The organism is Pseudomonas sp. JS3066 (assembly GCF_036328175.1).
Taxonomy (GTDB): Bacteria; Pseudomonadota; Gammaproteobacteria; order Pseudomonadales; family Pseudomonadaceae; genus Metapseudomonas.
On the sequence record NZ_CP143312.1, the window covers coordinates 3,454,414 to 3,478,659 of the forward strand.

The 24,246-nt window shown below is 63.5% G+C and carries 29 protein-coding genes; 17 read left to right on the forward strand and 12 right to left on the reverse strand.

The genetic code is table 11. The annotated features are described in order from the left end of the window. A complete protein-coding gene (prmB, locus tag SA496_RS16340; RefSeq protein ID WP_120650195.1) occupies nt 1-915 on the reverse strand; it encodes a 50S ribosomal protein L3 N(5)-glutamine methyltransferase in 915 nt (304 codons plus the stop codon). 225 nt (nt 916-1,140) lie between these two features. On the opposite strand from prmB, the gene SA496_RS16345 reads away from it, so the two are divergent. The 3 genes from SA496_RS16345 (at nt 1,141) to SA496_RS16355 (ending at nt 2,791) form a co-directional block, all read left to right on the forward strand. Further along, nucleotides 1,141-1,737, forward strand: coding sequence for a cysteine hydrolase family protein (locus SA496_RS16345; protein ID WP_120650193.1), 597 nt, complete (start codon nt 1,141-1,143; stop codon nt 1,735-1,737). A 98-nt stretch (nt 1,738-1,835) separates the two neighbouring features. After that, on the forward strand, nt 1,836-2,156 hold the full coding sequence (locus SA496_RS16350; protein WP_120650191.1) for a hypothetical protein: 321 nt from the start codon (nt 1,836-1,838) through the stop codon (nt 2,154-2,156). A 50-nt stretch (nt 2,157-2,206) separates the two neighbouring features. Further along, entirely contained in the window at nt 2,207-2,791 is a 585-nt protein-coding gene (locus SA496_RS16355) for a Smr/MutS family protein (protein WP_120650190.1), read from the forward strand. A 35-nt stretch (nt 2,792-2,826) separates the two neighbouring features. Here the strand turns inward: SA496_RS16355 and SA496_RS16360 are convergent, their stop codons facing one another. Continuing rightward, nucleotides 2,827-3,390, reverse strand: a complete 564-nt coding sequence (locus SA496_RS16360) for a carboxymuconolactone decarboxylase family protein (RefSeq protein ID WP_120650188.1) — start codon at nt 3,388-3,390, stop codon at nt 2,827-2,829. An 89-nt stretch (nt 3,391-3,479) separates the two neighbouring features. Between SA496_RS16360 and SA496_RS16365 the strand changes: the two genes are divergently transcribed. Both SA496_RS16365 and folE read left to right on the forward strand, forming a co-directional pair. Beyond that, complete coding sequence (locus SA496_RS16365; RefSeq protein ID WP_120650186.1) at nt 3,480-3,818, forward strand: winged helix-turn-helix transcriptional regulator; 339 nt, start codon at nt 3,480-3,482, stop codon at nt 3,816-3,818. Between the two features lie 83 nt (nt 3,819-3,901). Next, nucleotides 3,902-4,450: a GTP cyclohydrolase I FolE gene (folE, locus tag SA496_RS16370; RefSeq protein ID WP_120650184.1), complete on the forward strand. Its 549-nt coding sequence runs from the start codon at nt 3,902-3,904 to the stop codon at nt 4,448-4,450. A 71-nt stretch (nt 4,451-4,521) separates the two neighbouring features. On the opposite strand, the gene SA496_RS16375 is transcribed toward folE, so the two are convergent. The 3 genes from SA496_RS16375 to SA496_RS16385 all read right to left on the reverse strand — a co-directional run bounded on the left by SA496_RS16375 (nt 4,522) and on the right by SA496_RS16385 (nt 6,776). Further along, a complete protein-coding gene (locus tag SA496_RS16375) occupies nt 4,522-4,869 on the reverse strand; it encodes a GFA family protein (protein WP_120650182.1) in 348 nt (115 codons plus the stop codon). A gap of 119 nt (nt 4,870-4,988) precedes the next feature. Continuing rightward, nucleotides 4,989-5,591, reverse strand: coding sequence for a glutathione S-transferase family protein (locus tag SA496_RS16380; RefSeq protein ID WP_153917209.1), 603 nt, complete (start codon nt 5,589-5,591; stop codon nt 4,989-4,991). A gap of 18 nt (nt 5,592-5,609) precedes the next feature. Next, nucleotides 5,610-6,776, reverse strand: coding sequence for an aminotransferase-like domain-containing protein (locus SA496_RS16385; protein ID WP_120650178.1), 1,167 nt, complete (start codon nt 6,774-6,776; stop codon nt 5,610-5,612). Nucleotides 6,777-6,858: 82 nt separating this feature from the next. Between SA496_RS16385 and SA496_RS16390 the strand changes: the two genes are divergently transcribed. Next, nucleotides 6,859-7,314 carry a MarR family winged helix-turn-helix transcriptional regulator gene (locus tag SA496_RS16390; protein ID WP_107504110.1) on the forward strand — a complete coding sequence of 152 codons (456 nt, stop codon included), beginning with the start codon at nt 6,859-6,861 and terminating at the stop codon, nt 7,312-7,314. On the opposite strand, the gene SA496_RS16395 is transcribed toward SA496_RS16390, so the two are convergent. Further along, nucleotides 7,311-7,940, reverse strand: coding sequence for a hypothetical protein (locus SA496_RS16395; protein ID WP_330114148.1), 630 nt, complete (start codon nt 7,938-7,940; stop codon nt 7,311-7,313). The genes SA496_RS16390 and SA496_RS16395 overlap by 4 nt on opposite strands. 149 nt (nt 7,941-8,089) lie before the next feature. On the opposite strand from SA496_RS16395, the gene SA496_RS16400 reads away from it, so the two are divergent. Further along, on the forward strand, nt 8,090-8,707 hold the full coding sequence (locus SA496_RS16400; RefSeq protein ID WP_120650174.1) for a LysE family translocator: 618 nt from the start codon (nt 8,090-8,092) through the stop codon (nt 8,705-8,707). Continuing rightward, on the forward strand, nt 8,707-9,921 hold the full coding sequence (locus tag SA496_RS16405) for a benzoate/H(+) symporter BenE family transporter (protein WP_120650172.1): 1,215 nt from the start codon (nt 8,707-8,709) through the stop codon (nt 9,919-9,921). The genes SA496_RS16400 and SA496_RS16405 overlap by 1 nt, the downstream gene beginning before the upstream one ends. Nucleotides 9,922-10,002: 81 nt before the next feature. Here SA496_RS16405 and SA496_RS16410 read toward each other — a convergent pair whose 3' ends face one another. Beyond that, nucleotides 10,003-10,764 (reverse strand): SDR family oxidoreductase, encoded by a 762-nt coding sequence (locus SA496_RS16410; RefSeq protein ID WP_120650170.1) that lies wholly within the window; start codon nt 10,762-10,764, stop codon nt 10,003-10,005. 227 nt (nt 10,765-10,991) lie between these two features. Between SA496_RS16410 and SA496_RS16415 the strand changes: the two genes are divergently transcribed. Continuing rightward, nucleotides 10,992-11,996 (forward strand): NADP-dependent oxidoreductase, encoded by a 1,005-nt coding sequence (locus tag SA496_RS16415; protein ID WP_120650168.1) that lies wholly within the window; start codon nt 10,992-10,994, stop codon nt 11,994-11,996. Nucleotides 11,997-12,041: 45 nt separating this feature from the next. Here SA496_RS16415 and pyrF read toward each other — a convergent pair whose 3' ends face one another. The 3 genes from pyrF to SA496_RS16430 all read right to left on the reverse strand — a co-directional run bounded on the left by pyrF (nt 12,042) and on the right by SA496_RS16430 (nt 14,479). Further along, entirely contained in the window at nt 12,042-12,740 is a 699-nt protein-coding gene (pyrF, locus tag SA496_RS16420; RefSeq protein WP_120650167.1) for an orotidine-5'-phosphate decarboxylase, read from the reverse strand. Between the two features lie 65 nt (nt 12,741-12,805). After that, on the reverse strand, nt 12,806-13,549 hold the full coding sequence (locus tag SA496_RS16425) for a ZIP family metal transporter (protein ID WP_120650165.1): 744 nt from the start codon (nt 13,547-13,549) through the stop codon (nt 12,806-12,808). A gap of 42 nt (nt 13,550-13,591) precedes the next feature. After that, complete coding sequence (locus SA496_RS16430) at nt 13,592-14,479, reverse strand: LysR family transcriptional regulator (protein ID WP_120650163.1); 888 nt, start codon at nt 14,477-14,479, stop codon at nt 13,592-13,594. 90 nt (nt 14,480-14,569) lie between these two features. Here SA496_RS16430 and SA496_RS16435 point away from each other — a divergent pair, with 90 nt between their 5' ends. The 3 genes from SA496_RS16435 to SA496_RS16445 all read left to right on the forward strand — a co-directional run bounded on the left by SA496_RS16435 (nt 14,570) and on the right by SA496_RS16445 (nt 16,122). Beyond that, complete coding sequence (locus tag SA496_RS16435; RefSeq protein WP_120650161.1) at nt 14,570-15,043, forward strand: multidrug/biocide efflux PACE transporter; 474 nt, start codon at nt 14,570-14,572, stop codon at nt 15,041-15,043. A gap of 103 nt (nt 15,044-15,146) precedes the next feature. After that, nucleotides 15,147-15,314 carry a DUF2897 family protein gene (locus SA496_RS16440; RefSeq protein ID WP_120655166.1) on the forward strand — a complete coding sequence of 56 codons (168 nt, stop codon included), beginning with the start codon at nt 15,147-15,149 and terminating at the stop codon, nt 15,312-15,314. Nucleotides 15,315-15,366: 52 nt separating this feature from the next. Beyond that, a complete protein-coding gene (locus SA496_RS16445) occupies nt 15,367-16,122 on the forward strand; it encodes a CPBP family intramembrane glutamic endopeptidase (RefSeq protein ID WP_120650160.1) in 756 nt (251 codons plus the stop codon). Here the strand turns inward: SA496_RS16445 and SA496_RS16450 are convergent. Further along, a complete protein-coding gene (locus SA496_RS16450; protein WP_120650158.1) occupies nt 16,073-16,894 on the reverse strand; it encodes a substrate-binding periplasmic protein in 822 nt (273 codons plus the stop codon). The two genes, SA496_RS16445 and SA496_RS16450, sit on opposite strands and share 50 nt — an antisense overlap. A gap of 108 nt (nt 16,895-17,002) precedes the next feature. Further along, entirely contained in the window at nt 17,003-17,632 is a 630-nt protein-coding gene (locus SA496_RS16455; protein ID WP_218569233.1) for a TetR/AcrR family transcriptional regulator, read from the reverse strand. 194 nt (nt 17,633-17,826) lie between these two features. Between SA496_RS16455 and SA496_RS16460 the strand changes: the two genes are divergently transcribed. The 5 genes from SA496_RS16460 to atuE all read left to right on the forward strand — a co-directional run bounded on the left by SA496_RS16460 (nt 17,827) and on the right by atuE (nt 24,154). Beyond that, nucleotides 17,827-19,614, forward strand: coding sequence for an acyclic terpene utilization AtuA family protein (locus tag SA496_RS16460; RefSeq protein ID WP_330114149.1), 1,788 nt, complete (start codon nt 17,827-17,829; stop codon nt 19,612-19,614). Nucleotides 19,615-19,625: 11 nt separating this feature from the next. Continuing rightward, nucleotides 19,626-20,501, forward strand: coding sequence for an SDR family oxidoreductase (locus SA496_RS16465; RefSeq protein WP_120650154.1), 876 nt, complete (start codon nt 19,626-19,628; stop codon nt 20,499-20,501). 4 nt (nt 20,502-20,505) lie between these two features. Beyond that, nucleotides 20,506-22,122, forward strand: coding sequence for a geranyl-CoA carboxylase subunit beta (gene atuC, locus SA496_RS16470; RefSeq protein ID WP_120650152.1), 1,617 nt, complete (start codon nt 20,506-20,508; stop codon nt 22,120-22,122). 72 nt (nt 22,123-22,194) lie between these two features. Next, nucleotides 22,195-23,355 carry a citronellyl-CoA dehydrogenase gene (gene atuD / locus SA496_RS16475; RefSeq protein WP_120650150.1) on the forward strand — a complete coding sequence of 387 codons (1,161 nt, stop codon included), beginning with the start codon at nt 22,195-22,197 and terminating at the stop codon, nt 23,353-23,355. A gap of 4 nt (nt 23,356-23,359) precedes the next feature. Continuing rightward, nucleotides 23,360-24,154 carry an isohexenylglutaconyl-CoA hydratase gene (gene atuE, locus SA496_RS16480; RefSeq protein ID WP_330114150.1) on the forward strand — a complete coding sequence of 265 codons (795 nt, stop codon included), beginning with the start codon at nt 23,360-23,362 and terminating at the stop codon, nt 24,152-24,154. The last annotated feature ends 92 nt before the right edge of the window (nt 24,155-24,246 follow it).

The window sequence follows — 24,246 nt, forward strand, 5'->3', positions numbered from 1 at the left end:
TCAGGGATTCAAGCGCGCACGGAATAGCGCCTGGTGCTCCCGGCACTGGTTGGCGCTGAGCATGAATACCCCGTGACCACCGTGCTCGAAGTCCAGCCAGAGGAAATCCACCTCCGGATACAGCTCTTCGACGTGCACCTGGCTGTTACCCACTTCCACGATAAGCAGGCCTTTCTCGGTCAGGTGATCGGCGGCTTCGGCCAGCATGCGCCGCACCAGGTCCAGGCCGTCGTTGCCGCAAGCCAGGCCCAGTTCGGGCTCATGCTGATATTCGGCCGGCATGTCGGCGAAGTCCTCGGCATCAACGTAAGGCGGATTGGAAACGATCAGGTCGAAGCGCTGCCCCGGCAGCCCGTCGAAGCCATCGCCCTGCACGGTGTAGACCCTGTCTTCCAGGCTGTGGCGCTCGATGTTCAGGTTGGCCACTTCCAGCGCGTCGAAAGAAAGATCGCCCAGCACCACCTCGGCCGCGGGGAAGGCATGGGCGCAGGCTATGCCGATGCAACCCGAGCCGGTGCAGAGATCGAGCACACGTGCCGGATCCTGGGGCAACCAGGGAGCGAAATGCTGCTGGATCAGTTCAGCGATGGGGGAACGCGGTACCAGAACTCGCTCGTCGACCACGAAGGGCATGCCACAGAACCAGGCTTCACCGAGCAGGTAGGCCACCGGCACGCGCTCTTCGATACGCCGACGCAGCAGTTCACGCAGGCGCGCGCATTCGTCGTCTTCCAGGCGGCAGTCCAGGTAGCTGTCGGAAATCTCGTAAGGTAGGTGCAGAGCGCCAAGTACGAGTTGACGAGCCTCATCCCAGGCGTTGTCGGTGCCGTGACCGAAGAACAGGTTCTCAGCATGGAAACGGCTGACAGCCCAGCGGATGTAGTCACGCAGGGTGCGCAGGCGGGATTCAGACACGGCAACTACCTCAGGAAACGGGGCGCAGATTCTACCACCCCTGCCGCCCCGGGGCAGCCCGCGGCAACCGACGAACGGAAGCCCCGAACCAAGGTCCGATTCCCACCTGCACGCCACGCAGCGGCTGGTCATCATGCGCTGGCGGGGCAACTGGACCTTGGTCCATGGTTCACTTATTGCGCCGCAGGGCGGACAATAGTGGCCATGTCGTACCTGGAGATTCGCATGTCCGCCCCGAAATCCATGTTCCAGCTCAGTGGCCGCGGCTATCCGCCCGCCAACCTGAACAATGCCACCCTGGTGATCATCGACGCTCAGGAAGAGTACCGCAGTGGCGTTCTCGCCCTGCCCGGCCTGGATGCCGCCCTCAGCGAAATCGCCAGCCTCCTCGCCACCGCCCGCACTATGGGCAGCGCCATTGTCCATGTGAAGCACCTTGGTGTACCTGGCGGCATCTTCGATCCCCGCGGCGAGCGCGGCGAGCATCTGCCCGAGGTCGCGCCCCTGCCTGGCGAGATCGTCGTCGAGAAGCGCCTGCCCAATGCCTTCGCCGGCACCGACCTGCATGATCGCCTGCAGGCAATCGGCCACCTTGACCTGATCGTCTGCGGTTTCATGACCCATTCCAGCATCAGCACCACGGTCCGCGCCGCGAAGGACTATGGTTATCGCTGCACGCTGGTGAGCGCCGCCTGCGCAACCCGCGACCTGCCGACCGTCGATGGCGGCGTCATCAGCGCGGAAGACATGCACCGTGTCGAGGTGATCGCACTCGCCGACAACTTCGCCAGCGTGGTGCCGCAGGCCAAGGCGCTTATCTAAGGAAGCGTCATCACATCCCGCGACATCCGCGACGGGGTCGACCGGAACCACCGCCAGCTGGCGCCGGTCATACCCCGATCAAGCAAGAGGACGTCCGGATGAAGTTATCCGATGGTTTCGATGCCCGCCGCCTCCGCCCACGCGGTCCAGGCAGCTGGCGCTGGCGTTTTGCCGCGGCCCTGTCCGCGCTCTTCGCCGGCTTCGGCGTGATGCTGGCAATGGCCGGCACCGCTACCCTCCTTGGCCGCGCTCCTGCCCTCGGCCCCCTCAACGAAAGCACGGGCGCGGCCATCGTGCTGCTGCTCTTCGGCCTGCTCTTCCTCTGGATCGGCGTACTTGCCTGGCGCCTCTGCCGGCGGCGTTCGCGGCGTCGCGCCGGCCTCAGCATGTCGCCCCACCTGATGAAGAAACGCGACTAAGCCTCGAGCGAGTCATTTGGGTAAACTAGCCGCCCTTCGCGGAGGCATGAATGCAAGACGACACCCAAAAAAACGACTCCTGGAACAACGAAAGCTCCTTGTTCGCCGAGCAGATGCGCGGTGTGAAGCGCATCCAGAATGATCGCGCCGATACCGGCAAGGTGCGCGCCGATCTGAAGCAGCTGGCCAACCGCCGGCAAAATGCGACCATCAGTGTGGCCAACGTCAAGGTCGACGGCCTGTCCGATCAGTTCGTCATCGATGTCGGTGCCGAAGACGAACTGCACTGGGCCCGCGATGGTGTACAGGAAGGCCAGATGCGCAAACTCAAGCAGGGCCAGATCGGCTTCGACGGCAGCCTCGACCTGCATGGCATGACCGTGGAAAAGGCCCGCGAGACGCTATGGGACTTCATTGCCGAGGCCACCCGCTTCGAGGTGCGCTGCGTGCGCGTGACCCATGGCAAGGCAGCACGCCTGGACGGCAAGCGGCCGCTGATCAAGAGCCACGTCAACACCTGGCTGCGCCAACACCCGCAGGTACTGGGCTTTACCTCTTGCCTGCCGAAACATGGTGGCACCGGCGCCGTCTATGTGATGCTGCGCCGCACCATGCTTGAAGGCCGCGACGAGTAGCCTTCGGCCTGCAGGGTTGAAGCCCCGTAGCGGATTCAACCCTGCGAACGATCAGATGGAAACCTCGGTGCATGCGCCTCCAACTCCACGCGCAATCCCTTCGCCAGGAAGGAAACAGCGTGATAGAACCCCGCCAGCATCACGCACTCAATCAGCTGTTCCTCGCTGAAATACTCGCGTAGCCGCCGCCACAAGCCATCGTCGATATCCGCGCACTCGTGCAGGGCATCGGCGAGGGCCAGCAGCGCCAGCTCCGATCCCTCCCATAGGCTCGGCTCCACCGTTACCTGGCAGGTATCGTCCAGCTGCGCCTGGCTGAATCCGGCCTTGGCGTTGAATGCCGCCACATGCACACCCCACTCGTACTCGGCGCCACATCGGGCGGTGCTGCGCAGGATCAGCAGTTCCCGCTCACGCAGGCCGATGCTGCCGCGATCCAGCAGCCCACCAGCCATCATCCGCTGTAACACGCGAGGATTGCGGGCGACACAGCGAAACAGCAGCAATGGTGGTACTCCGGGCGGCATCACCCGGTCGAAGGCGGCCTGGATGGCGGTGTCATAGGGTGGTTGGGCCGGCTGGATACGGGGTTCGTTCATGGCGATGCTCCTGTTGGGCTGTTACGCTATCGAAAACGTAGCACCCAACATTGCAGACCGCTACTGAATTAGAAGCAAGAGGATCACTCATGACCACACCCTTTCCCGGTCATCCCGTCCGCGGCTCCGCCAGCGGGCGACCAATCATGGCGCTGCTCGATCTCCTGGGGCGGCGCTGGAGCCTGCGCATTCTCTGGGAACTGCACCAAGGACCTGCGACTTTCCGCGACTTGCAAGCTCGCTGCGAAAGCCTGTCGCCTTCGGTGCTGAACACTCGGCTCGGCGAGTTGCGCCAGGCGCTGCTGGTGGAAAATGGCGAGGCTGGCTACAGCCTGACAGAGGACGGAGAGGAACTGGTGCGACGTTGCCTGCCCCTGGCGGATTGGGCGGAGCACTGGGCCAGCCGTCTGCCCGCGCCTGAAAAATGACTCGCGCTGGCGCATGGCGCCCTTGCCAGCCGCCCCTTCGCGCCCTACCCTGCGCCTTTGCGTAAATCCCCACAGGAATTTCCATGTCCCTGGAACAGCATTACACCGCGATCCTCGGCCAGCTCGGCGAGGACGTCTCCCGTGAAGGCCTGCTCGATACCCCGAAGCGCGCCGCCAAGGCGATGCAGTACCTCTGCCGCGGCTACCAGCAGACGCTGGAGGAAGTCACCAACGGCGCTCTGTTCAGCTCCGACAACAGCGAAATGGTGCTGGTGAAGAACATCGAGCTGTACTCGCTCTGCGAGCACCACCTGCTGCCGTTCATCGGCAAGGCCCATGTGGCCTACATCCCCAGCGGCAAAGTGCTAGGCCTGTCCAAGGTCGCGCGAATCGTCGACATGTTCGCCCGCCGCCTGCAGATCCAGGAAAACCTCAGCCGCCAGATCGCCGAAGCGGTACAACAGGTCACTGGCGCCCTGGGCGTGGCCGTGGTCATCGAAGCCCAACACATGTGCATGATGATGCGCGGCGTGGAGAAGCAGAACTCCTCCATGGTCACCTCGGTGATGCTCGGCGAGTTCCGCGAGAACGCCGCCACCCGCAGCGAGTTCCTCAGTCTGATCAACAACTGAGTTTTGCACCCACGAAAAAGCCGGCTTCTGCCGGCTTTTTCGTTTCTGTTTCCGGCACAAGGTCGGACTGTCTAGAAGGTCTTCCCATCCACCTTCAGTATTTTGAGCCCATCCAGGGGCACATCCTCCAGGCAACGCACGTTCACTGCGGCCATGGCCTTGCCCCTGGGATCGGTCGCTTCGCCAAAGGGCGCGCAGCCGCAGTTGGCACAGAAGTGGTGGGCGATATGCATGCGATTGAAGCGATAGGTGGAGAGGCCGGACTCCGGGGTGGAAAGCTTGAACTGTTCGCGCGGGACGAACCAGAGCAGGTAGCCGCGTCGGCTGCACAGTGAACAGTTGCACTCCATGACCTGTTCCAGGGTCCCCTCGACTTCGAAGGCGATCTTCCCGCAATGGCAGCTGCCCCGGTATTTCATGGTCGACACTCCGAAGAAAGCCTGTGGCCAGGCTGAAGCGACCAACTTAGTACAGGCCCGGAGAGCCCGCCATCACGAAGAAGCCGGCTTGCGCCGGCTTCTCTCGTAACTGGGAAATCTCAGTCGAACATTCCCACATGCCGCGGATGGCTGGCCACACGATCCAGCCACGCGAGGATCGCCGGGTAGCCGGACAGATCGAATCCGCCTTCATGGGCCACATGGGTGTAGGCATAGAGAGCGATATCGGCGATGGAATAGCGATCCCCCACCAGGTACGGCGTGCGCTGCAACTGTTTCTCCATCACCTTCAGCGCCTTCTGTCCGCGCACCTGGCAGACCTTGTATTCCTCCAGGCGGTCTTCCGGCATGCCTTTATATAGCTGGATGAAGCGCGCTACCGCGACGTAGGGCTCATGGCTGTACTGCTCGAAGAACTGCCACTGCAGCACCTGGGTGCGCAGGCGCGGCTCCGCGGGCAGCAAGTCGCTGCCTTCAGCGAGGAAATTCAGGATGGCGTTGGATTCCCAGAGCGTGGTGCCGTCCTCCAGTTCCAGGACCGGGATCTTGCCGTTGGGGTTCTTCTCGAGGAACTCAGGGCTCTCGGTCTCGCCCTTGAGGATATCCACCGGCACCCATTGATACGGCAGGCCGAGCAGATTCAGGATCAGCTTGACCTTGTAGCAGTTGCCCGATTTGTAGTCGCCGTAAACCTTGTACATCGCTCTACTCCTCTGTGGTCAGGCAGCTTCCGCGGCCTGGGCCTGACGGATGACGCCAGCAAGTCGTTTCAGACCTTCGCTCAGGCGCTCGGGTGCCACATGGCTGAAGTTCAGTCGCAAGTGGCCCGGATGTTTGTCCGGGTCGATGAAGAACGGTTCGCCCGGCATGAAGGCAACGTTCTGCTCCAGCGCCGGCTTGAGCAGCATGCGAGTATCCAGCGGCTGTTTCAGGGTCAGCCAGAAGAACAGCCCGCCCTGGGGAATTTCCCAGGTGGCCAGCTCGCCGAAGTGTTCCTCCAGTGCAACCTGCATGGAGTCGCGGCGCACGCGGTAGAAGTCACGCAGCTCGGCCAGATGCTGGCGATACTGCTCGGTGCCGAGCCATTGCAGCGCCTGCCACTGACCGATGCGGTTGGTGTGCAGATCCGCGGACTGTTTCAGGCGCAGCAGGTGCGGGAAGAGGTCCGGGGTGGCAATCAGGAAGCCCACTCGCAGGCCCGGCAGCAGGGTCTTGGAAACGGTACCAGTGTAGATCCAGCTGGCCTTTTTCAGGCGGCTGACGATGGGCGTGGCGCTGCCTTCGTCGAACACCAGCTCGCGATAGGGCTCGTCTTCGATCAGCGTCACTCCGAACTCGTCCAACAGCGCAGCGACCGCATCACGCTTGGCCTCGCTGTAGCGGGTACCGGACGGATTCTGGAAAGTCGGGATCAGGTAGGCGAAGGACGGCTTGTGCTGCTCCAGGCGCTGGCGCAACGCGGCGATCTCCGGGCCATCGGCTTCCTGCGGCACGGCGATGCAATCGGCACCGAACAGCTGGAAGGCCTGCAGAGCCGCCAGATAGGTCGGGGCCTCTAGCAGCACTTCGGTGCCCGGATCGATGAATAGCTTGGACGCCAGGTCCAAGGTCTGCTGCGAGCCGCTGACAATCAATACCTGGCTCGCCTCACAGGGCACGCCAAGGGCGCGCGCTTCAGCGGCAATGGCCTCACGCAGCGCCGGCTCGCCCTCGCTCATGCCGTACTGGCCCATGCTGGCTGGCATTTCGCTCCAGTCCACTTTCGGAAGCATCGGCTCGGCCGGCAGGCCTCCGGCGAAGGACATCACTTCCGGACGCTGGGCGGCGGCAAGGATTTCGCGGATCAGGGAGCTTTTCAGGCGGGCGATGCGTTCGGAGAATGCCATGGATTGTCACCGGGTGCGGAAGCGAGGAAATTAAGTCAAACTGCTTGACCGAAACTACGACGACCGCGACAGATACGTCAATATGCTTGACCTGAAAAATCCCAGCATTCAGCAAGCCGCCATGGAAGCCTTTTTCTTTGGCTATCAGGCCTTCACCAGCAAGCCGGACGAAATCCTCGCCCGCCGAGGCCTGTCGCGGGTGCACCACCGCATCCTGTTCTTCATTGCCAAGTACCCTGGCCTGAGCGTCAAGGAACTGCTGGGTTATCTGGGCGTAACCAAGCAGGCGTTGAACACGCCGCTGCGACAGCTGATCGAGATGAAGCTGGTTGAGAGCGTGGCTGCCGACGATGACAAGCGTAAGCGCCTGCTGGGTTTCACTGCCGAGGGCGCCAGGCTGGAACAGGCCCTGCGCCGGGAACAGGCGCGACTACTGCAACGCGCCTTTGGCGAGGCCGGGGAGGAGGCGGTGCGAGGCTGGCTTGAAGTCAACCAGGCGCTCTGCACCGCACGGCAGACTGAAGCCGCCGAGGACTAGCTGGAGGGTTCCAGCTCCCGCGCGCCCCGGAAGAACACCAGCATCATCGCCAGATTGCCGGCAATGAGTGGCAGCAGCCCCAGCAACATCAGCACGATGGTGGCCATCATGATGCCGCCCACCAGATCCAGCCAGCCCATCACCCGGAATGCCGGATATGCATTCTGCACCTTGAGCAGGCGCACACCGAGCCAACCCGTCAAGGCGCCGAGCACGGCGACCGCACCGAAGTAGAACAGCATGGGCCAGCCGGGTTCGGTGCTGGCATCACCCATTAGAAAATCCAGTCCTTCGATCGCCAGGCTACCGATGATCACTGCCCAGACTGGCGGTGCCAGCCCATCGGCGGAAAAGCGCGCCTCGGCGAACAGCTTCAGGCGGATCAGCAGGTAACACCCCAAAAGGGTCAACGCCACGCCGATCCAGTCGGACAGGCGCGTCATAAGCGGGTCTTCGGTGGCGCCAGCAGCTAAGGCGACACCCGTGAGGATCAGGGTACACACGGCACAGGCCAGGCTCAGCCAGCCCAAGAGTCTCAAATGCCCAGGCGTCCAGCCGTTCATCTGGCGGGGCCCCGCGTCCTCCACCAGTTCCACGCGAGGGGCGGCGTAGGGGTTCTCCTCCATGTGTGGCACTCCAAGCGGCAAAAAACATCACAGTAGCCGCAGATACCGGGGGTGCCAACTGACTGTATTGCTCAACCCGCGCACTGCTGTATCGGGACGTTGCAAGGCAACTGGCTTTAGTCTGCGGACACAACGACAAGGTGACCGCCATGAGCCTGGAACTGATCTTCGCCTTCATTCTCTTCGCCTTCGTCACCTCGGTGACGCCCGGCCCCAACAACATGATGCTGCTCGCTTCCGGGGTGAACTTCGGGGTACGCCGTAGCCTGCCGCACATGCTTGGCATCAGCGTCGGTTTCATGGTGCTGGTGATGTGCGTAGGCCTGGGTCTATCCCAGATTTTCCAGCAGGTTCCCGTGCTCTACACCGCGCTGCGCTACATCGGCGCCGCCTACCTGCTCTACCTGGCCTGGAAGATCGCTGGCTCCGGTGCCCCGGACGAAGGAAACGTCGAGAATCGACCCAAACCCTTCACTTTCCTGCAGGCGGCGGCCTTCCAGTGGGTCAACCCCAAGGCCTGGGTCATGGCGATTGGCGCCATCACCACCTACACCCCGCAGGACAATTTCGTGGTCAACGTGGTGCTGATTGCAGCCCTCTTCGCCCTGATCAACTGCCCCAGCGTCGGACTCTGGACCGTAGCGGGTAGCCTGCTGCGCCGCTGGCTTGCCGAACCACGCATACTGCGCCTGTTCAACATCGGCATGGCCCTGCTGCTGGTGGCCTCGCTCTACCCCATATTGGTCGACGTCCACGGAACGATCTGATGACCTCAACTTCAGAAACCCCGGCCAATCCGACGCGTCTTCGTCCCCTGGCCGATTCCTCGCCCTCGGCCGTCGTGGCGGGCTTCATCGCCATGCTCACCGGCTACACCAGCTCTCTGGTGCTGATGTTCCAGGCGGGACAGGCTGCAGGGCTCAGCAGCGCGCAGATTTCGTCATGGATCTGGGCGCTATCCATTGGCATGGCCCTGACAACCATCGGGCTCTCATTGCGCTATCGCACGCCCATCGTCGTCGCCTGGTCCACCCCGGGTGCGGCCCTGCTGATTACCAGCCTGCCGGGCGTGAGCTATGGAGAAGCAATCGGGGCCTTCATCGTCTGCGCCGCCCTCCTCGCCCTGGTTGGCCTGACTGGCGGATTCGAAAGACTGATGCGTCGCCTGCCGGGGTCGCTGGCAGCGGCGCTATTGGCGGGCATCCTGTTCAAGATTGGCAGCGAGATCTTCATCGCCGCCCAACACCGCACCGCCCTGGTGCTGGCAATGTTCTTCAGCTACCTGGTATTCAAGCGCCTGCAGCCGCGCTATGCCGTGCTGGTGGCGCTATTGGTGGGCTGTGTGATGGCGGCGGTTCTTGGCCTGCTGGATTTCAGCGGCTTCGAGTTCGCCCTGGCCGAACCGGTATGGACGACGCCAAAGTTTTCCGTCACGGCGGTGATCAGTATCGGCATCCCGCTGTTCGTGGTGGCCATGGCATCGCAGAACATCCCCGGCATCGCCGTGCTGCGTGCTGACGGCTACCAGGTACCTGCCTCGCCGCTTATCTCGGTCACTGGCATTGCGTCCCTGCTGCTGGCGCCCTTCGGCTCCCACGGCATCAACCTGGCGGCCATCAGCGCAGCCATCTGCACCGGACCTCATGCCCACGAAGACCGCAACAAGCGCTATACCGCCGCAGTCTGGTGCGGGATTTTCTATGGCATCGCCGGAACCTTCGGCGCGACCCTGGCGGCGCTGTTCGCCGCACTGCCCAAGGAACTGGTGCTGTCCATCGCAGCCCTGGCGCTGTTCGGTTCCATCAGCAATGGCCTGACCGCTGCAATGCACGAGCCCAAGGAACGCGAGGCGGCGCTGATCACCTTCATGGTCACCGCCTCCGGCATGACGCTGCTGTCGATCGGCTCCGCCTTCTGGGGACTGATCGCCGGGGTACTGACCTTGCTGATCCTCAACTGGGACAGTGGCAAGCAAAAATGAAGAAAGGCGCCAATTGGCGCCTTTCTCTTTGTTGTGGGAGCGATTTCAATCGCGAATGGATTCGCACGAGGGGTTAGGCAATCAGATCGCAGTGGCGCCACCATCCACGGCCAAGGCATGACCGGTGGTGAAGCCTGCCGCGTCGCAGCAGAGGTAAAGCACGGCAGCAGCGATTTCCTCCACCTTGCCGATGCGTCCCACCGGGTGCATGGTCGCGACGAACTCGGCCTTCTTCGGATCGGCCTCGTAGGCGCGGCGGAACATATCGGTGTCGATCACTGCCGGGCATACGGCATTCACTCGTACTTTCTTCTTCGCATACTCGACGGCGGCCGACTTGGTCAGGCCGATCACCGCGTGCTTGGAAGCGGCATAGATGCTCATCTTCGGCGCGGCGCCCAGCCCCGCCACAGAGGCGGTGTTGACGATGGCGCCGCCACCCTGGGCCAGCAAAAGCGGTATCTGATGCTTCATGCACAGCCACACACCTTTCACGTTGACGCCCATGATGGCGTCGAACTCGGCCTCGCTGCCCTCGGCCAGCTTACCCTTCTCGATCTCGATGCCGGCATTGTTGAAGGCGTAGTCGAGGCGGCCGTAAGCAGCGACCGTGCCCTCCATCAGCGCCTGAACCTCGGCTTCGCGGGTCACGTCGCAACGAATGAAGCTTGCATCGCCACCGGCGGTGCGAATCAGCTCCACGGTGCCTTCTCCACCGACGGTGTCCACGTCGGAAACCACTACCTTCAAGCCTTCAGCGGCGAACGCCAGGGCAGTCGCGCGGCCGATACCGTTGGCGGCGCCGGTCACCAGGGCAACCTGGCCGGAGAACTTCATGCTCATCTGTGCATCCTCGACGGGAATGGAAACTGTGGCGAAGTCTAATCAGTGACCGGCACAGGGCGTCAGCATCATCAGGGCTCTGGTGGGCGAACCATCCAGATCGATGATGAAAGCGCCCATTCAAGATCACGGACATCCATGCCTGTACATTCCGCCCGGCCAGCGGACTTGCCGCGACCGCGCCACGGGACTATCACCAAGGCTTTCCCTCATCTGGAGCTCCTGCCATGCCTCTCCTCAATCGCCAGTTCCTCCTTGCCCAGCGCCCGGTCGGACCAGCCACTCGCGAGACGTTCTCCTATGTGGAAACCCCGGCCGACGAACCCTCTGCCGGGCAGGTGCTGGTGGAGAACCTCTACCTGTCCCTGGACCCGGCCATGCGCGGCTGGATGAACGACGCCCGTTCCTACATCGCGCCAGTGGCGATAGGTGAGGTCATGCGCGCCCTGGGCATTGGCAAGGTGATGGCCTCTTCACACCCGGACTACCAGGTGGGCGAACACGTTTGCGGCGTGGTCGGCGTGCAGGACTACTTCCTCGGCGAGCCACGCGACTTCCAGAAGGTGGACCCCAACCAGGCGCCGTTGCCGCTCTACTTGTCAGCCCTGGGCATGACTGGCATGACCGCCTACTTCGCGCTGCTCGACGTAGGCCAGCCCCAGCCAGGGGAAACCGTGGTCATCTCCGGGGCCGCTGGCGCGGTAGGCAGCGTTGCCGGCCAAATTGCACGGATCAAGGGTTGCCGTGTGGTGGGTATCGCCGGCGGTGCCGACAAGTGCCGCTACCTGGTGGAAGAACTGGGTTTCGACGGTGCAATCGACTACAAGGCCGAGAACCTCCACGCCGCGCTCAAGCGTGAATGCCCGAAGGGCGTTGACGTCTACTTCGACAATGTCGGCGGCGACATCCTCGATGCCGTGCTCACCCGCATCAACCGCAAGGCGCGCATCGTCATCTGCGGCGCCATCAGCCAGTACAACAACAAGGAAGCGGTGAAAGGGCCGGCCAACTACCTGGCGCTGCTGGTCAACCGCGCACGCATGGAAGGCATGGTGGTGTTCGATTACGCGCCGCGCTTCGGCGAGGCGGTCAAGGACATCGCCGGCTGGCTGGCCAGTGGCGATTTGAAAAGCAAGGAAGACGTGGTGACGGGACTGGAAAGTTTCCCGGAAACCCTGGGCAAACTGTTCAGCGGGGAGAACTTCGGGAAGCTGGTGCTGAAGGTTCGCTGAATGGCGCGAAAGGTGCGCTGCCCGGGCAGCGCACCTGAGTCGGCATCAGGCCAGTTCGGCGACGACTGCGGCCAGGGCCTTGGCCGGGTCGGCTGCCTGGCTGATCGGACGGCCGATCACCAGGTAGTCGGAGCCGGCATCCAGGGCCTGGCGCGGAGTGAGGATGCGGCGCTGGTCGTCCTGCGCACTGCCAGCGGGACGGATGCCCGGAGTGACCAGTTGCAGGCGCGGATAGGCGGCCTTGAGATCGGTGGCTTCCTGGGCCGAGCACACCAGGCCATCCATGCCAGCCTTGTCTGCCAGGCCCGCCAGACGCAGGACCTGCTCCTTCGGCTCGATGTCGAGGCCGATGCCGGCGAGATCCTCGCGCTCCATGCTGGTCAGCACGGTCACGCCGATCAGCAACGGCTTGGGCCCATTGAACTTGTCCAGTGTCTCGCGGCAGGCCGCCATCATGCGCAGGCCGCCAGAGCAATGCACATTGACCATCCAAACACCCATTTCGGCAGCGGCCTTCACCGCCATGGCGGTGGTGTTGGGGATGTCGTGGAATTTCAGGTCAAGGAAGACCTCGAAACCCCGGTCGCGCAGCGTCGAGACGATTTCCGCGGCGCAGCTGGTGAACAGCTCCTTGCCCACCTTGACCCGACACAGGTTGGGATCCAGCTGGTCGGCCAGCCGAAGCGCGGCTTCGCGGGTAGGAAAGTCGAGGGCGACAATGATCGGCGTCTGACAGGCGGACATGGGGAAAATCTCATACGAATCGGAAACGGCGCGCATTGTAGCGGAAGCCGGCGCGCGTCGCTGCTTCACACGATGTGGTCGAGTGCGAATGCCGTCATGAAGCCAGCCAGGGTGACCAGCCCGGTCCAGGCGTGGGTACTCTCGAACGCCTCGGGGATCAGGGTATCCACCAGCATGCAAAGCACCGCCCCCGCCGAAAAGCCCAGGGCGACAGCCAGCCAATGAGGAGGGAGGTCGGCGAACAATCCCGGCCCAGCCATGGCCGCCAGCCCGGACAGCAGTGCTATCGCACCCCAGAGCCCGAACACCAGCCAGCCGCTGCGTTTCTCCTCGCGTAGCCCGGCCGCACTGGCCAGGCCTTCGGGCAGGTTGGCGAGGAAGATCGCCACCAGCATTAGCAGGCTTACGTCCCCACCATCCAGCAACCCCAACCCGAGCCCCAGGGATTCGGGGATGCCATCGAGGAATGCGCCAACGGCGATGAGCAAGGCGACCATGCTGCCGCCGCCGTTGCCGCTCTTGCGGCGATGGTGCCGTTCCAGGTGATCGATGTATTGGCTCGCCAGGACGAAGACCACACCGCCGGCCAGCAGCCCGGCCAGGGTCGGCCAGAGACCGCCGATGCGCTCGGCTTCGGGGATCTGCCCGAAGCACAGGGCGGCGACCAACACACCACTGCCGTAGGCCATGATCGAGGCGACGACCTTCTGCGGCAGCTTCACCAGGAAACCGACGGCCGCGCCGATGAGCAGGCTACTGGCGGCCAGCCAGCCCCAGAGACCCGCTTGTAGGGTGACGGAAATCTGCATGTATCCTCCTTGAATGCCGGGCCCAAGGCTAACAGAAGGGGCTCATCGGGCGGCCGGACGGTCCAGCAGGCGCCCCAACAGCCAGCTTGCCGCCGGGCCCAGGCGCCGCTGGCGGGACCAGACCACATCCACGGCCTGACTGCGCGGCCATCCGGGCACCTGCAGTTCTTTAAGGCGGCCGTTGGCGTAACCGCTCACCAGCCAGCGCGGCAGCTCGGCCCAGCCGAAACCGTTACTGGCCATTTCCAGCAGCAGCAGATAGCTCGGCGCGGACCAGCAACGACCACCACTGTTTGGCAGACCGTCGTCCAGCGCCAGCGCATTGCCCAGCGTATTCAGGCGCAGCAAGCGCCACCCCGCCAGGTCGCTCTCCTGCACATCACTCATTTGCGCCAGCGGATGCTCCTGGGCCACGAAAAGACCGAAGTCGGCACGCTCGGCAACGGTTGCCGCCCCCAACTCCGGCGGGTAGGTCCCCTGAGAAGCCAGCAGACCCAAGGTTGCGCGCCCCTGCGCGACCAACTCGATTACGTCATTGTGCTCGGCAATCAGGCACTCGAACTCGAGGTCGGGGTAACGCTGATCCATCTCGGCCAGACGCTCTTCGTACTGCCCGGACTGATACGCATCCGACAAGGCCAGGCTTACCCGGGGCTCCAATCCACCGGCCAGCTGCGCCGCTGCATGCTGCAGACGATCCGAAGCAGCGAGGATTTCCTCGACTCGATCCAGCAGGACACGGCCGGCATCGGTCAGCTGGGGTTGACGACTGCTGCGATCGAAGAGCTCCAGGCCCAGGTCGATCTCCAATCGGGCGATAGCCTCGCTGACGGTTGACTGGCTCTTGCCCAGCTTGCGCGCGGCTGCACTGAACGAACCCAGGGCGACGGCATGGACAAAGGCTTCCAAAGATTCAGGCGAGTAGTTCATATCGGTTTTCCCGATGGCATCTCACTTAACCCTATCCCATAGACCGATGAGAATACAGACCAGACATTCACTCCAAGCCTGGAGAGCGCCATGACCCAAACCAATGTAGCCCTGAACAAAACCGTCAAGGAGCGGGTTTTCCATGCCCTCGCCTTCGAAGGCCTGGCCGTCCTGCTGACCGCCCCCGTGCTCTCCCTGGTACTGGGCAAGTCACTGGCGCACATGGGTGCACTGACCCTGATGTTCTCCACCGTGGCGATGCTCTGGAACATGCTCTTCAACAGCCTGTTCGACCGGGCTCAGCAACGCCTGGGGTTCCAGCGCACCATGCCGGTACGGATAGCCCACGCCGTGCTGTTCGAGCTGGGGTTGATCCTGGTGCTGGTGCCGCTGGCGGCCTGGTGGCTTTCGATCGGACTGCTGGAGGCCTTTGTGCTGGATATCGGGCTGCTGCTGTTCTTCCTGCCCTACACCCTGATCTTCAACTGGGCTTACGACACGCTTCGCGCCCGCCTGATGGAGGAGCCGGCAGTACGGCCCAGCGAATGCAGCGCGCTGAGGTAACAGCAGCTCCTTCACAGCCGGCTATCGAAATGAATGATTCTCGGGAACGTGGAAAGGCGAGCACAATCGAATAGAGTAACCACCCTTTCCACGGGAGATGATCATGCCTTGGTATGCCTGGCTGATACTGGTCCTGGCCATCGGCTCCATAGTCGGTAGCCTGATGGTGTTGCGCGATACGGCAAAGAAACTGCCGCTGACAGAAGAGCAACTCAAGCGCATCCGCGAGCGCAATGCCGAAATGGATGCAAAGGACGCCAAGGACCGCTGACCCCGTGCCCGCCCCTGAAGAACAGACCGAGGCATTGCCACAGGGAAGCGGCATGCCGCTTCACCTGCAACTGCTGTTCCCGCTTGTCGTCCTCGCCATCGGCCAGGGCCTGGGTGGCGTGCAAGTCGTGGCACTGCTGGCGGGCGTCGCATTCTCCGGTTGGGTCCTCGCCGAACGCCTGCTACCGCCCCGAGTCTGGCTGCCGGTAACCCTGCTTTTCTCCGTCGCCCTGGCCGCCCATCTGCTGCCGGGCTTCAGCCCACTTGTCCTTGCTGCTCCACAGCAATTGAGCCCCGATGCTCCGCCATATGCCCTGCGTTTGTCCTGGGACAAGCTGCTGGTGGGCATGACCTTGCTGGCGTGCTGGTTGGGCCGCCCGGCGCCACCCGCACTGGCGCCGCAGCGGGCATGGTTCGCTGCATTGGCAACCCTGCTGCTGGTGCCGGGGTTGGCACTCGCAATCGGTCTCGTGGGTTGGCAGCCGAAATGGCCGGAGATGATCTGGGAGTGGTTGGCGGTGAACCTGCTGGCCACGGTGCTGGCGGAAGAGCTGGTGTTTCGTGGCCTGCTCCAACCAGCGCTGGTTTCCTGGCTGGGTGGGCGCAAGGGCGTGCTGCTCACAGCGGCGATCTTCGGCGCCGTCCACCTGCCCTTCAGCCCACTGTTCGCGCTAGTCGCAGGACTCGCCGGCCTGGGCTACGGCCTTGCGTTCCACTACAGCGGACGGCTCTCGGTAGCCATCGCCCTGCACCTGGGGGTCAATCTCTGCCATCTGTTGCTACTGAGTTACCCGTTGCGACTGGCCTGACCACCACCCCATAACGCCCGAATATCTGCTGCAACTGGCCGCCACTGTGTAGCCTGTTAAGCAGCGCGGAAAACTGCGCGGCACTGATGGGGGCTCCTGGCCGCAACACGGCGTAGTGGTGGTAACTCTGGTCCAGCCGTTCGCTGGCCAGGAAGCTGCCGGCCAGGCTCGGGTTCTGCTCCAGGTAGGCGTTGAAGTAGGAACGTGTCACCAAGGCGATATCCGCTCGATCCCGCAGCAGCATGCGCAGGTTGCTGTCGTGGGAATAGGTGAGCTTCGCGTCGAACTCGCGCTGGAGGAACTCAGGATCGGGATTGAAGCCGGCAAAGCCGTAGTGATAGCCGTTGTAGAGCGCGAGTCGCTTGCCGGCCAGCTTGGCGAAGTAATGCTGGCTGCGCCCCTGCTGAGCCTTGGCGACGAATATTTCTGCATCTTCCAGGCCCATGTCGATCCGCGCGCCGGGAATACCCTGCCACCCCCAGTCCGGATTCTCGAATACCGCGAGGTCGATCCGTCCTTCCTGGAAGTCGCGAAAGCGCCGAGGAATGGAGGTCGGCCGCACGACGAAGCGATAGTCCGTCTGCAGTTCGTTGAGTGCAGCGAGCATGTCCAGAAGCAGGCCGCTGGCTTCGGCCGACTCCGGCTTGACCACATAGGGTGGGAAATGCGCGCCGGCGACCTGCACGGTCTGCGACGCCACTGCAGGCGCTGAAATCAGCAGGACTACGGAAACCCACAACGCCTTCAGGGACAACCCCCTGCAAACTTCCATCTCTACCGCTGCTCCCTGCAGTTACGGCACTGCGCCGCAGAGTACGTGATTAACGTTGCAACTACCCACTCTTCCCCGAGCAGGACGTGACAAATCTCACATTTGCCTTCAGGCGTCCTTGATCACCAGGGATAGCGCCTGCTCCGCGAGCTGATCGAGACTCATCGGGCCCTCCGGGCGGAACCAGGTGGTGGTCCAGCTCAAGGCGCCGGTGAGGAAACGCCGCAGGATGAACGGATCGGCGGTGAAGTATCCCTCGGTTCTCGCTTCGCCCAGGACGCCCAACCAGAGTTGCTCATAGGCTTCGCGCAACTGGAGGATGTACTGCTGCCCTTCCTCCGAAAGCGAGCGCCACTCGTACACCAGCACCGCCATGGCTTCGCCAGTGCCACCCATGATGGATTGCAGTTCGCAGCGGATCAACGCCAGTACCCGCTCGCGCAAATCTCCGGCTTCCGCCAGCGAAGCTCGCATCAGCGCAGTGTTGTAAAGAACGGTCTCCTCCATCACCGAACGCAGGATCTCATCCTTGCTCTTGAAGTGATGGAAGATGCTGCCGGACTGGATACCTACCGCGCCGGCCAGGTCACGCACCGTAGTGCGCTCGTAACCTTTGCTACGGAACAGGTGGGCAGCGGTCTGCAGCAGCTTGCCACGGGCACTTTCGGGGTCGGTGATCTGGCCACTGGCAACCAGTTCCTGCATCACCGCCTGGGCTTTTTCGTCGTCAAGGCTCATTGGTTTCCCCCGCTGCGGTCAGCCACTCCAACTTAAGAATGGTTCGCAAGTCTCTGTCTTGATTGATGAAATCTATGCTGGCTGATGCGCCCAAGCAAGCGCTCGGGTGAAAAAGAGCTAGCCAGGCACTTTTCAACCAAGCGCTTGCTTGGTAGTGTTCAATCCATCACCCAACAGTGCTGCGGAATACTCCAATGACAAGAACCGTACGCATCGGCTGCGCCTCTGCATTCTGGGGCGACACCTCCACCGCCGCCGCCCAATTGGTACATGGCGCCACGCTGGACTATCTGGTCTTCGATTACCTGGCCGAAATCACCATGTCGATCATGGCCGGAGCTCGCCTGAAGGACCCGGACGCCGGTTTCGCCACCGACTTCGTCGAGGTCCTGGCCCCCCTGCTGCCGGCGATCGCCGAAAAGAAGGTGCGCGTGATCAGCAATGCTGGCGGGGTGAACCCGGCGGCCTGCGCCAGCGCCCTGGCCGCCGCCTGCGAAAAGGCTGGCGTAACGATGAAGATCGCTGTCCTGCATGGCGACAACCTGCAGCCACGGCTGGGTGAACTGGCCAAGTCCGGCATCCGCGAGATGTTCACGAACGCCCCGCTGCCCCCCATGTGCGTTTCGGTCAACGCCTACCTCGGTGCACCGGGGATAGTGGCCGCGCTGGATCAGGGTGCCGACATCGTCATCACCGGCCGAGTAGTGGACAGCGCGGTGGTAAGCGCAGCGCTGGTCCACGAGTTCGACTGGTCCTGGGAGGATCACGACAAGCTCGCCCAGGCCGCCCTTGCCGGTCATCTGATCGAGTGCGGAGCCCAGTGCACTGGCGGCAACTTCACCGACTGGGAGTCGGTGCCGGACTATGAACACATCGGTTTCCCCATCATCGAAGTGGAGGCCGATGGCAGTTTCTGCGTGACCAAGCCGGACGGTTCCGGCGGCCTGGTCACGCCTTTCTCGGTCGGCGAGCAGATGCTCTACGAGATCGGCGACCCGCGCGCCTACCTGCTCCCCGACGTGGTTTGCGACTTCACGCGCGTCACCCTCGACCAAGCCGGCCCGAACCGCGTACGCGTACTAGGCGCTCGTGGGCTGGCCCCGACGCCGCAGTACAAGGTCAGCGCCACCTACCCCGATGGTTTCCGCTGCACCGCCAGTTGCCTGCTGGCCGGCATCGACGCAGTCAAGAAAGCCGAGCGGGTCAGCCGCGCGATCATCGCCAAGACCGAAGAGATATTCGCCGGGCGCGGCTGGGGGCCCTACCGCGACGTGAACATCGAACTGCTCGGCAGCGAGGCGACCTATGGCCCCCACGGCCAGCGCCAGGACAGCCGCGAAGTGGTGATCAAGATCGCCGTCAGCCACAACCGCAAGGACGCCCTGGTGCTGTTCTCCCGCGAGATCGCGCAGGCCGCCACCGGCATGGCGCCGGGCCTCACCGGCATAGTCGGGGGCCGGCCCACGGTCTATCCGGTGATCCGCCTGTTCTCCTTTCTGGTAGACAAATCCGCTTGCCGTCTGGAAGTGGAGCTGGATGGCCAACGCAGCGAATGCGCCCTACCGCAGGCCGGCCACTTCGACCCGGCGACCCTGGCTGAAGACTTGCCGATGCCCAGCGCCGATGGCCAGGCCAGTGCCAGCGTTCCGCTGGTCAAGCTGGCGGTTGCGCGCTCCGGCGACAAAGGCAACCACAGCAATATCGGCGTCATGGCACGCAAGGCGGAGTTCCTGCCCTGGATCGCCGAAGCCCTGACCCCGGAAGCCGTGGTCGACTGGATGGGACATGTCCTCGATCCCCAGTTCGGGCGCGTGTCTCGCTGGTACCTGCCGGGCAGCCACAGCCTCAACTTCCTGCTGGAAAACGCCCTCGGCGGCGGCGGTGTCGCCAGCCTGCGCATCGACCCGCAAGGCAAAGCCTTCGCCCAGCAACTCCTGGAATTCCCGGTGCCGGTGCCCAAGGCCCTGGCCGACAGCCTCTGAGGATGCAATCCATGGCATACGACTCGATTTTCAAGCCTGGCCTGTTCAGCGGCCAGACCATCATGGTCACTGGCGGCGGCAGCGGCATCGGCCGTTGCACCGCCCATGAGCTGGCGGCCCTGGGCGCACATGTCGTTCTTGTCGGTCGCAAGCCGGAGAAACTGGAAAAGACCGCGGGGGAGATCATCGAAGATGGCGGTGTCGCCAGTTGGCAGGCCTGCGATATCCGCGACGAAGACGCAGTGAAAGCCATGGTGGCAGCCGTGCTGGCCGAACACGGCGCCATCCATCACCTGGTCAACAATGCCGGTGGCCAATACCCCGCCCCGCTCGCCTCGATCAACCAGAAAGGTTTCGAGACCGTTGTACGCACCAATCTGGTAGGCGGCTTCCTGGTGGCCCGCGAGGTGTTCAACCAGTCGCTGAGCAAGACCGGCGGGAGCATCGTCAACATGCTCGCCGACATGTGGGGCGGCATGCCTGGCATGGGCCACTCCGGCGCCGCCCGCGCCGGCATGGAGAACTTCACCAAGACCGCCGCCGTTGAGTGGGGTCATGCGGGTGTGCGGGTCAACGCCGTGGCTCCCGGCTGGATCGCGTCCAGCGGCATGGACACTTATGAAGGCGCCTTCAAGGCCATCATCCCGACCCTTCGCGAACACGTGCCACTCAAGCGCATCGGCAGCGAGTCGGAAGTCGCCGCCGCTATTGTCTTCCTGCTCTCCCCCGGCGCCGCCTTCATCAGTGGCAACACCATTCGTATCGACGGTGCCGCCAGTCAGGGCAGCCGCGCCTTCCCCCTGGCCAAGGCCAAGCCGGGCCAGAGCAAGGGCTACAACGGCTTCCACCGCGCTTACCTGCCTGACGTGCTGAAGGACCAGGAGTGACACGATGACGGTCATCCAATCCGAACTCGATGCCCAGAGCGAAGACTTCGCCAGAAACCGCGACGCCATGCTCGACGCGATCGCCAGCTTCCGTGACGTCGAGCAGAAGGTGCTGGACAAGGCAGCCGAGTCCAAACCGAAGTTCGAGAAACGCGGCCAGTTGCTGCCCCGCGAGCGCCTGAACCTGTTGCTGGACCCGGGCAGCCCCTTCCTCGAACTCTGCTCCCTGGCCGGCTACAAATTGCACGACGACAAGGACGGCACACAGGCCGGTGGCGGCATCATCGCCGGCATCGGTTACATCTCCGGCATCCGTTGCCTGATCAGTGCCAGCAACAGCGCCATCAAGGGCGGCACCATCTCCCCTACGGGGCTCAAGAAGACACTGCGCCTGCAGCAGATCGCCATGGAGAACAAGCTGCCGCTGGTGGCCCTTACAGAAAGCGGTGGCGCCAACCTCAACTACGCTGCGGAAATCTTCGTCGAAGGCGCCAGAGGCTTCGCCAACCAGGCACGGATTTCCGCCATGGGCATCCCCCAGGTGACCGTAGTGCATGGCTCAAGTACTGCCGGCGGCGCTTATCAGCCTGGGCTGTCGGACTACGTCATCGTGGTGCGCGGCAAGGCCAAGATGTTCCTCGCCGGCCCGCCGCTGCTGAAGGCCGCCACCGGTGAAGTGGCGACCGACGAAGAACTGGGCGGTGCCGAAATGCACGCCCAGGTAGCCGGTACCGCCGAATACCTGGCCGAGAACGACGCCGATGGCCTGCGCCTTGCCCGCGACATCCTCGCCATGCTGCCCTGGAATGCCCAACTGCCAGCCCGTGCCAATACCGATTGGCGCGAGCCGCTGTACAGCACCGAGGAATTACTGGGCGTGGTCCCGGCCGATCCGAAGAAACCCTACGACGTGCGCGAGATCATCGCCCGCATTGCCGACGGCTCGGAGTTCCTGGACTTCAAGAATGAATTCGACAGCCAGACCGTCTGCGGCCACCTGCGCATCGAAGGTCGCCCCTGCGGGCTGATCGGCAACAACGGCCCCATTACGCCCCGGGGCGCGGCCAAGGCGGCACAGTTCATCCAGCTCTGCGAGCAGGCCAATGTGCCTCTGCTGTTCCTGCACAACACCACCGGTTTCATGGTCGGCACCGAGTCCGAACAACTGGGCGTGATCAAGCATGGCTCGAAGATGATCCAGGCCGTGGCCAACGCCCGCGTGCCGAAACTCACCCTGGTGGTGGGCGGTTCCTACGGCGCGGGCAACTACGCGATGTGTGGCCGCGGCCTCGACCCACGCTTCATCTTCGCGTGGCCCAACAGCCGTACGGCGGTAATGGGCGGTGCCCAGGCCGGCAAGGTGCTGCGCATCGTCACCGAGGAAAAGCACGCCAAGGAGGGCAAGGAGCCCGACCCGAAGATGCTCGACATGCTCGAACAGGTGACCGCACAGAAGCTCGACAGCCAGTCCACCGCCCTCTACGGCACCGCCAACCTTTGGGATGACGGTCTGATCGACCCCCGTGACAGCCGCCGACTGCTGGGCTATCTGCTGGATATCTGCGCGGAGGCCGACGCCCGCCCGCTCAAGGCCAACAGCTTCGGCGTGGCCCGGTTTTGAAGGTAGGGTGCGCCTTGCGCACCATCCCGGATCTCGGTGCGCAGGGCGCACCCTACAAGGAGAACAAGAAGAATGATCTTTACCCAGGAACACGAAGAACTTCGCCGCACGGTGCGTAATTTCGTCGACAGGGAGATCAACCCCTATGTCGACCAGTGGGAAAAGGAAGGTCGCTTCCCGATCCACGACATCTTCAAGAAAGCCGGGGAGCTGGGCCTGCTGGGCATCTCCAAGCCGGAGAAGTTCGGCGGCATGGGCCTGGACTACAGCTATTCCATCGTCGCCGCCGAAGAGTTCGGCACCATTCATTGCGGCGGCATTCCCATGTCCATCGGAGTGCAGACCGACATGTGCACCCCGGCCCTCGCGCGTTTCGGCTCCGATGAACTGCGCGAGGAGTTCCTGCGCCCGGCCATCGCCGGCGAGATGGTCGGCTGCATCGGCGTTTCGGAAGTGGGCGCCGGCTCCGACGTCGCCGGGATGAAGACCACCGCCCGCAAGGACGGCAGCGACTACGTGATCAACGGCAGCAAAATGTGGATCACCAACTCCCCCAGCGCTGACTTCATCTGCCTGCTGGCCAACACCTCGGACGACAAGCCGCACGTCAACAAGTCGCTGATCATGGTGCCGATGAACACCCCCGGCATCACCCTCAGCGCCCACCTCGACAAGCTCGGCATGCGCAGTTCGGAAACCGCCCAGGTGTTCTTCGACAACGTCCGCGTGCCGCAGCGCTACCGCATCGGTCACGAAGGCGCCGGCTTCATGATGCAGATGCTGCAGTTCCAGGAAGAACGCATGTTCGGCGCCGCGAACATGATCAAGGGCCTGGAGCACTGCGTGGACGTCACCATCGACTACTGCAAGGAACGCAAGACCTTCGGCAATCCACTGATCGACAACCAGGTGATCCATTTCCGCCTGGCCGAGCTGATGACCGAGATCGAAGCCCTGCGCGCATTGGTCTACCAGGCCGTCGAGCTCTACGTCAGCGGCAAGGACGTCACGCGCCTGGCCTCCATGGCCAAACTCAAGGCCGGCCGCCTCGGCCGCGAAGTCACCGACGCCTGCCTGCAGTACTGGGGCGGCATGGGCTTCATGTGGGACAACCATGTTTCCCGCGCCTACCGCGACACCCGTCTGGTTTCCATCGGCGGCGGTGCGGACGAAATCATGCTCGGCATCATCTGCAAGCTGATGGGGATCCTGCCGGGCAAGAAGAAGGGCTGACGTCATGACCCTGCCGAACTGCGAAGCCCTGCTGCTGGAACAGGCTGGAGGCGTACTTCACGTCACCCTCAACCGCCCGGACAGTCGCAACGCCATGAGCCTGGCCATGGTTGAAGAACTGCGCGCGGTGCTGGCTGCCGTGCACAGCGACGCCAGCGTGCGCGCCGTGGTGCTGCGCGGCGCCGGTGGGCACTTCTGCGCCGGTGGCGATATCAAGGACATGGCCAGCGCCCGTGCGGCCGGTAGCGATGCCTATCGCGACCTGAACCGCGCCTTCGGCAGCCTACTGGAAGAAGCCCAGGCACAGCCCCAGGCACTGATCACCGTGCTGGAAGGCGCGGTGCTCGGCGGCGGCTTCGGCCTGGCTTGCGTTTCGGATATCGCCATTGCCCTTGCCGGCGCCCAATTCGGTCTCCCGGAAACGAGCCTGGGCATTCTGCCGGCTCAGATCGCACCCTTCGTGGTCAAGCGCATCGGACTCACCCAGGCGCGCCGTCTGGCCCTGACCGCCGCGCGCTTCGACGGTCGAGAAGCCCTGCGCCTGGGCCTGGTCCACTTCGCCGAAGCCGACACCGAAGCCCTCGAGCAGCGCCTGGCCGAGAGCCTGGAGCAGGTCCGCCGCTGTGCGCCAGGCGCCAACGCCCGAACCAAGGCACTACTACTAGCCACGGAGAACGAACCCCTTGGCCCCTTGCTGGATAGCGCCGCCGAGCAGTTCGCCGCCGCCGTGACCGGCGCCGAAGGCACCGAGGGCACGATGGCCTTCGTGCAGAAGCGCAAGCCCACTTGGGCGCAGTGAGCCTTTACTCCCCCTCCCCCAGGGAGAGGGTTGGGGTGAGGGGAACCACGCCGCGCGCAGGTAGCCCCCTCCCCCCTGGCCTCTCTCCCAGG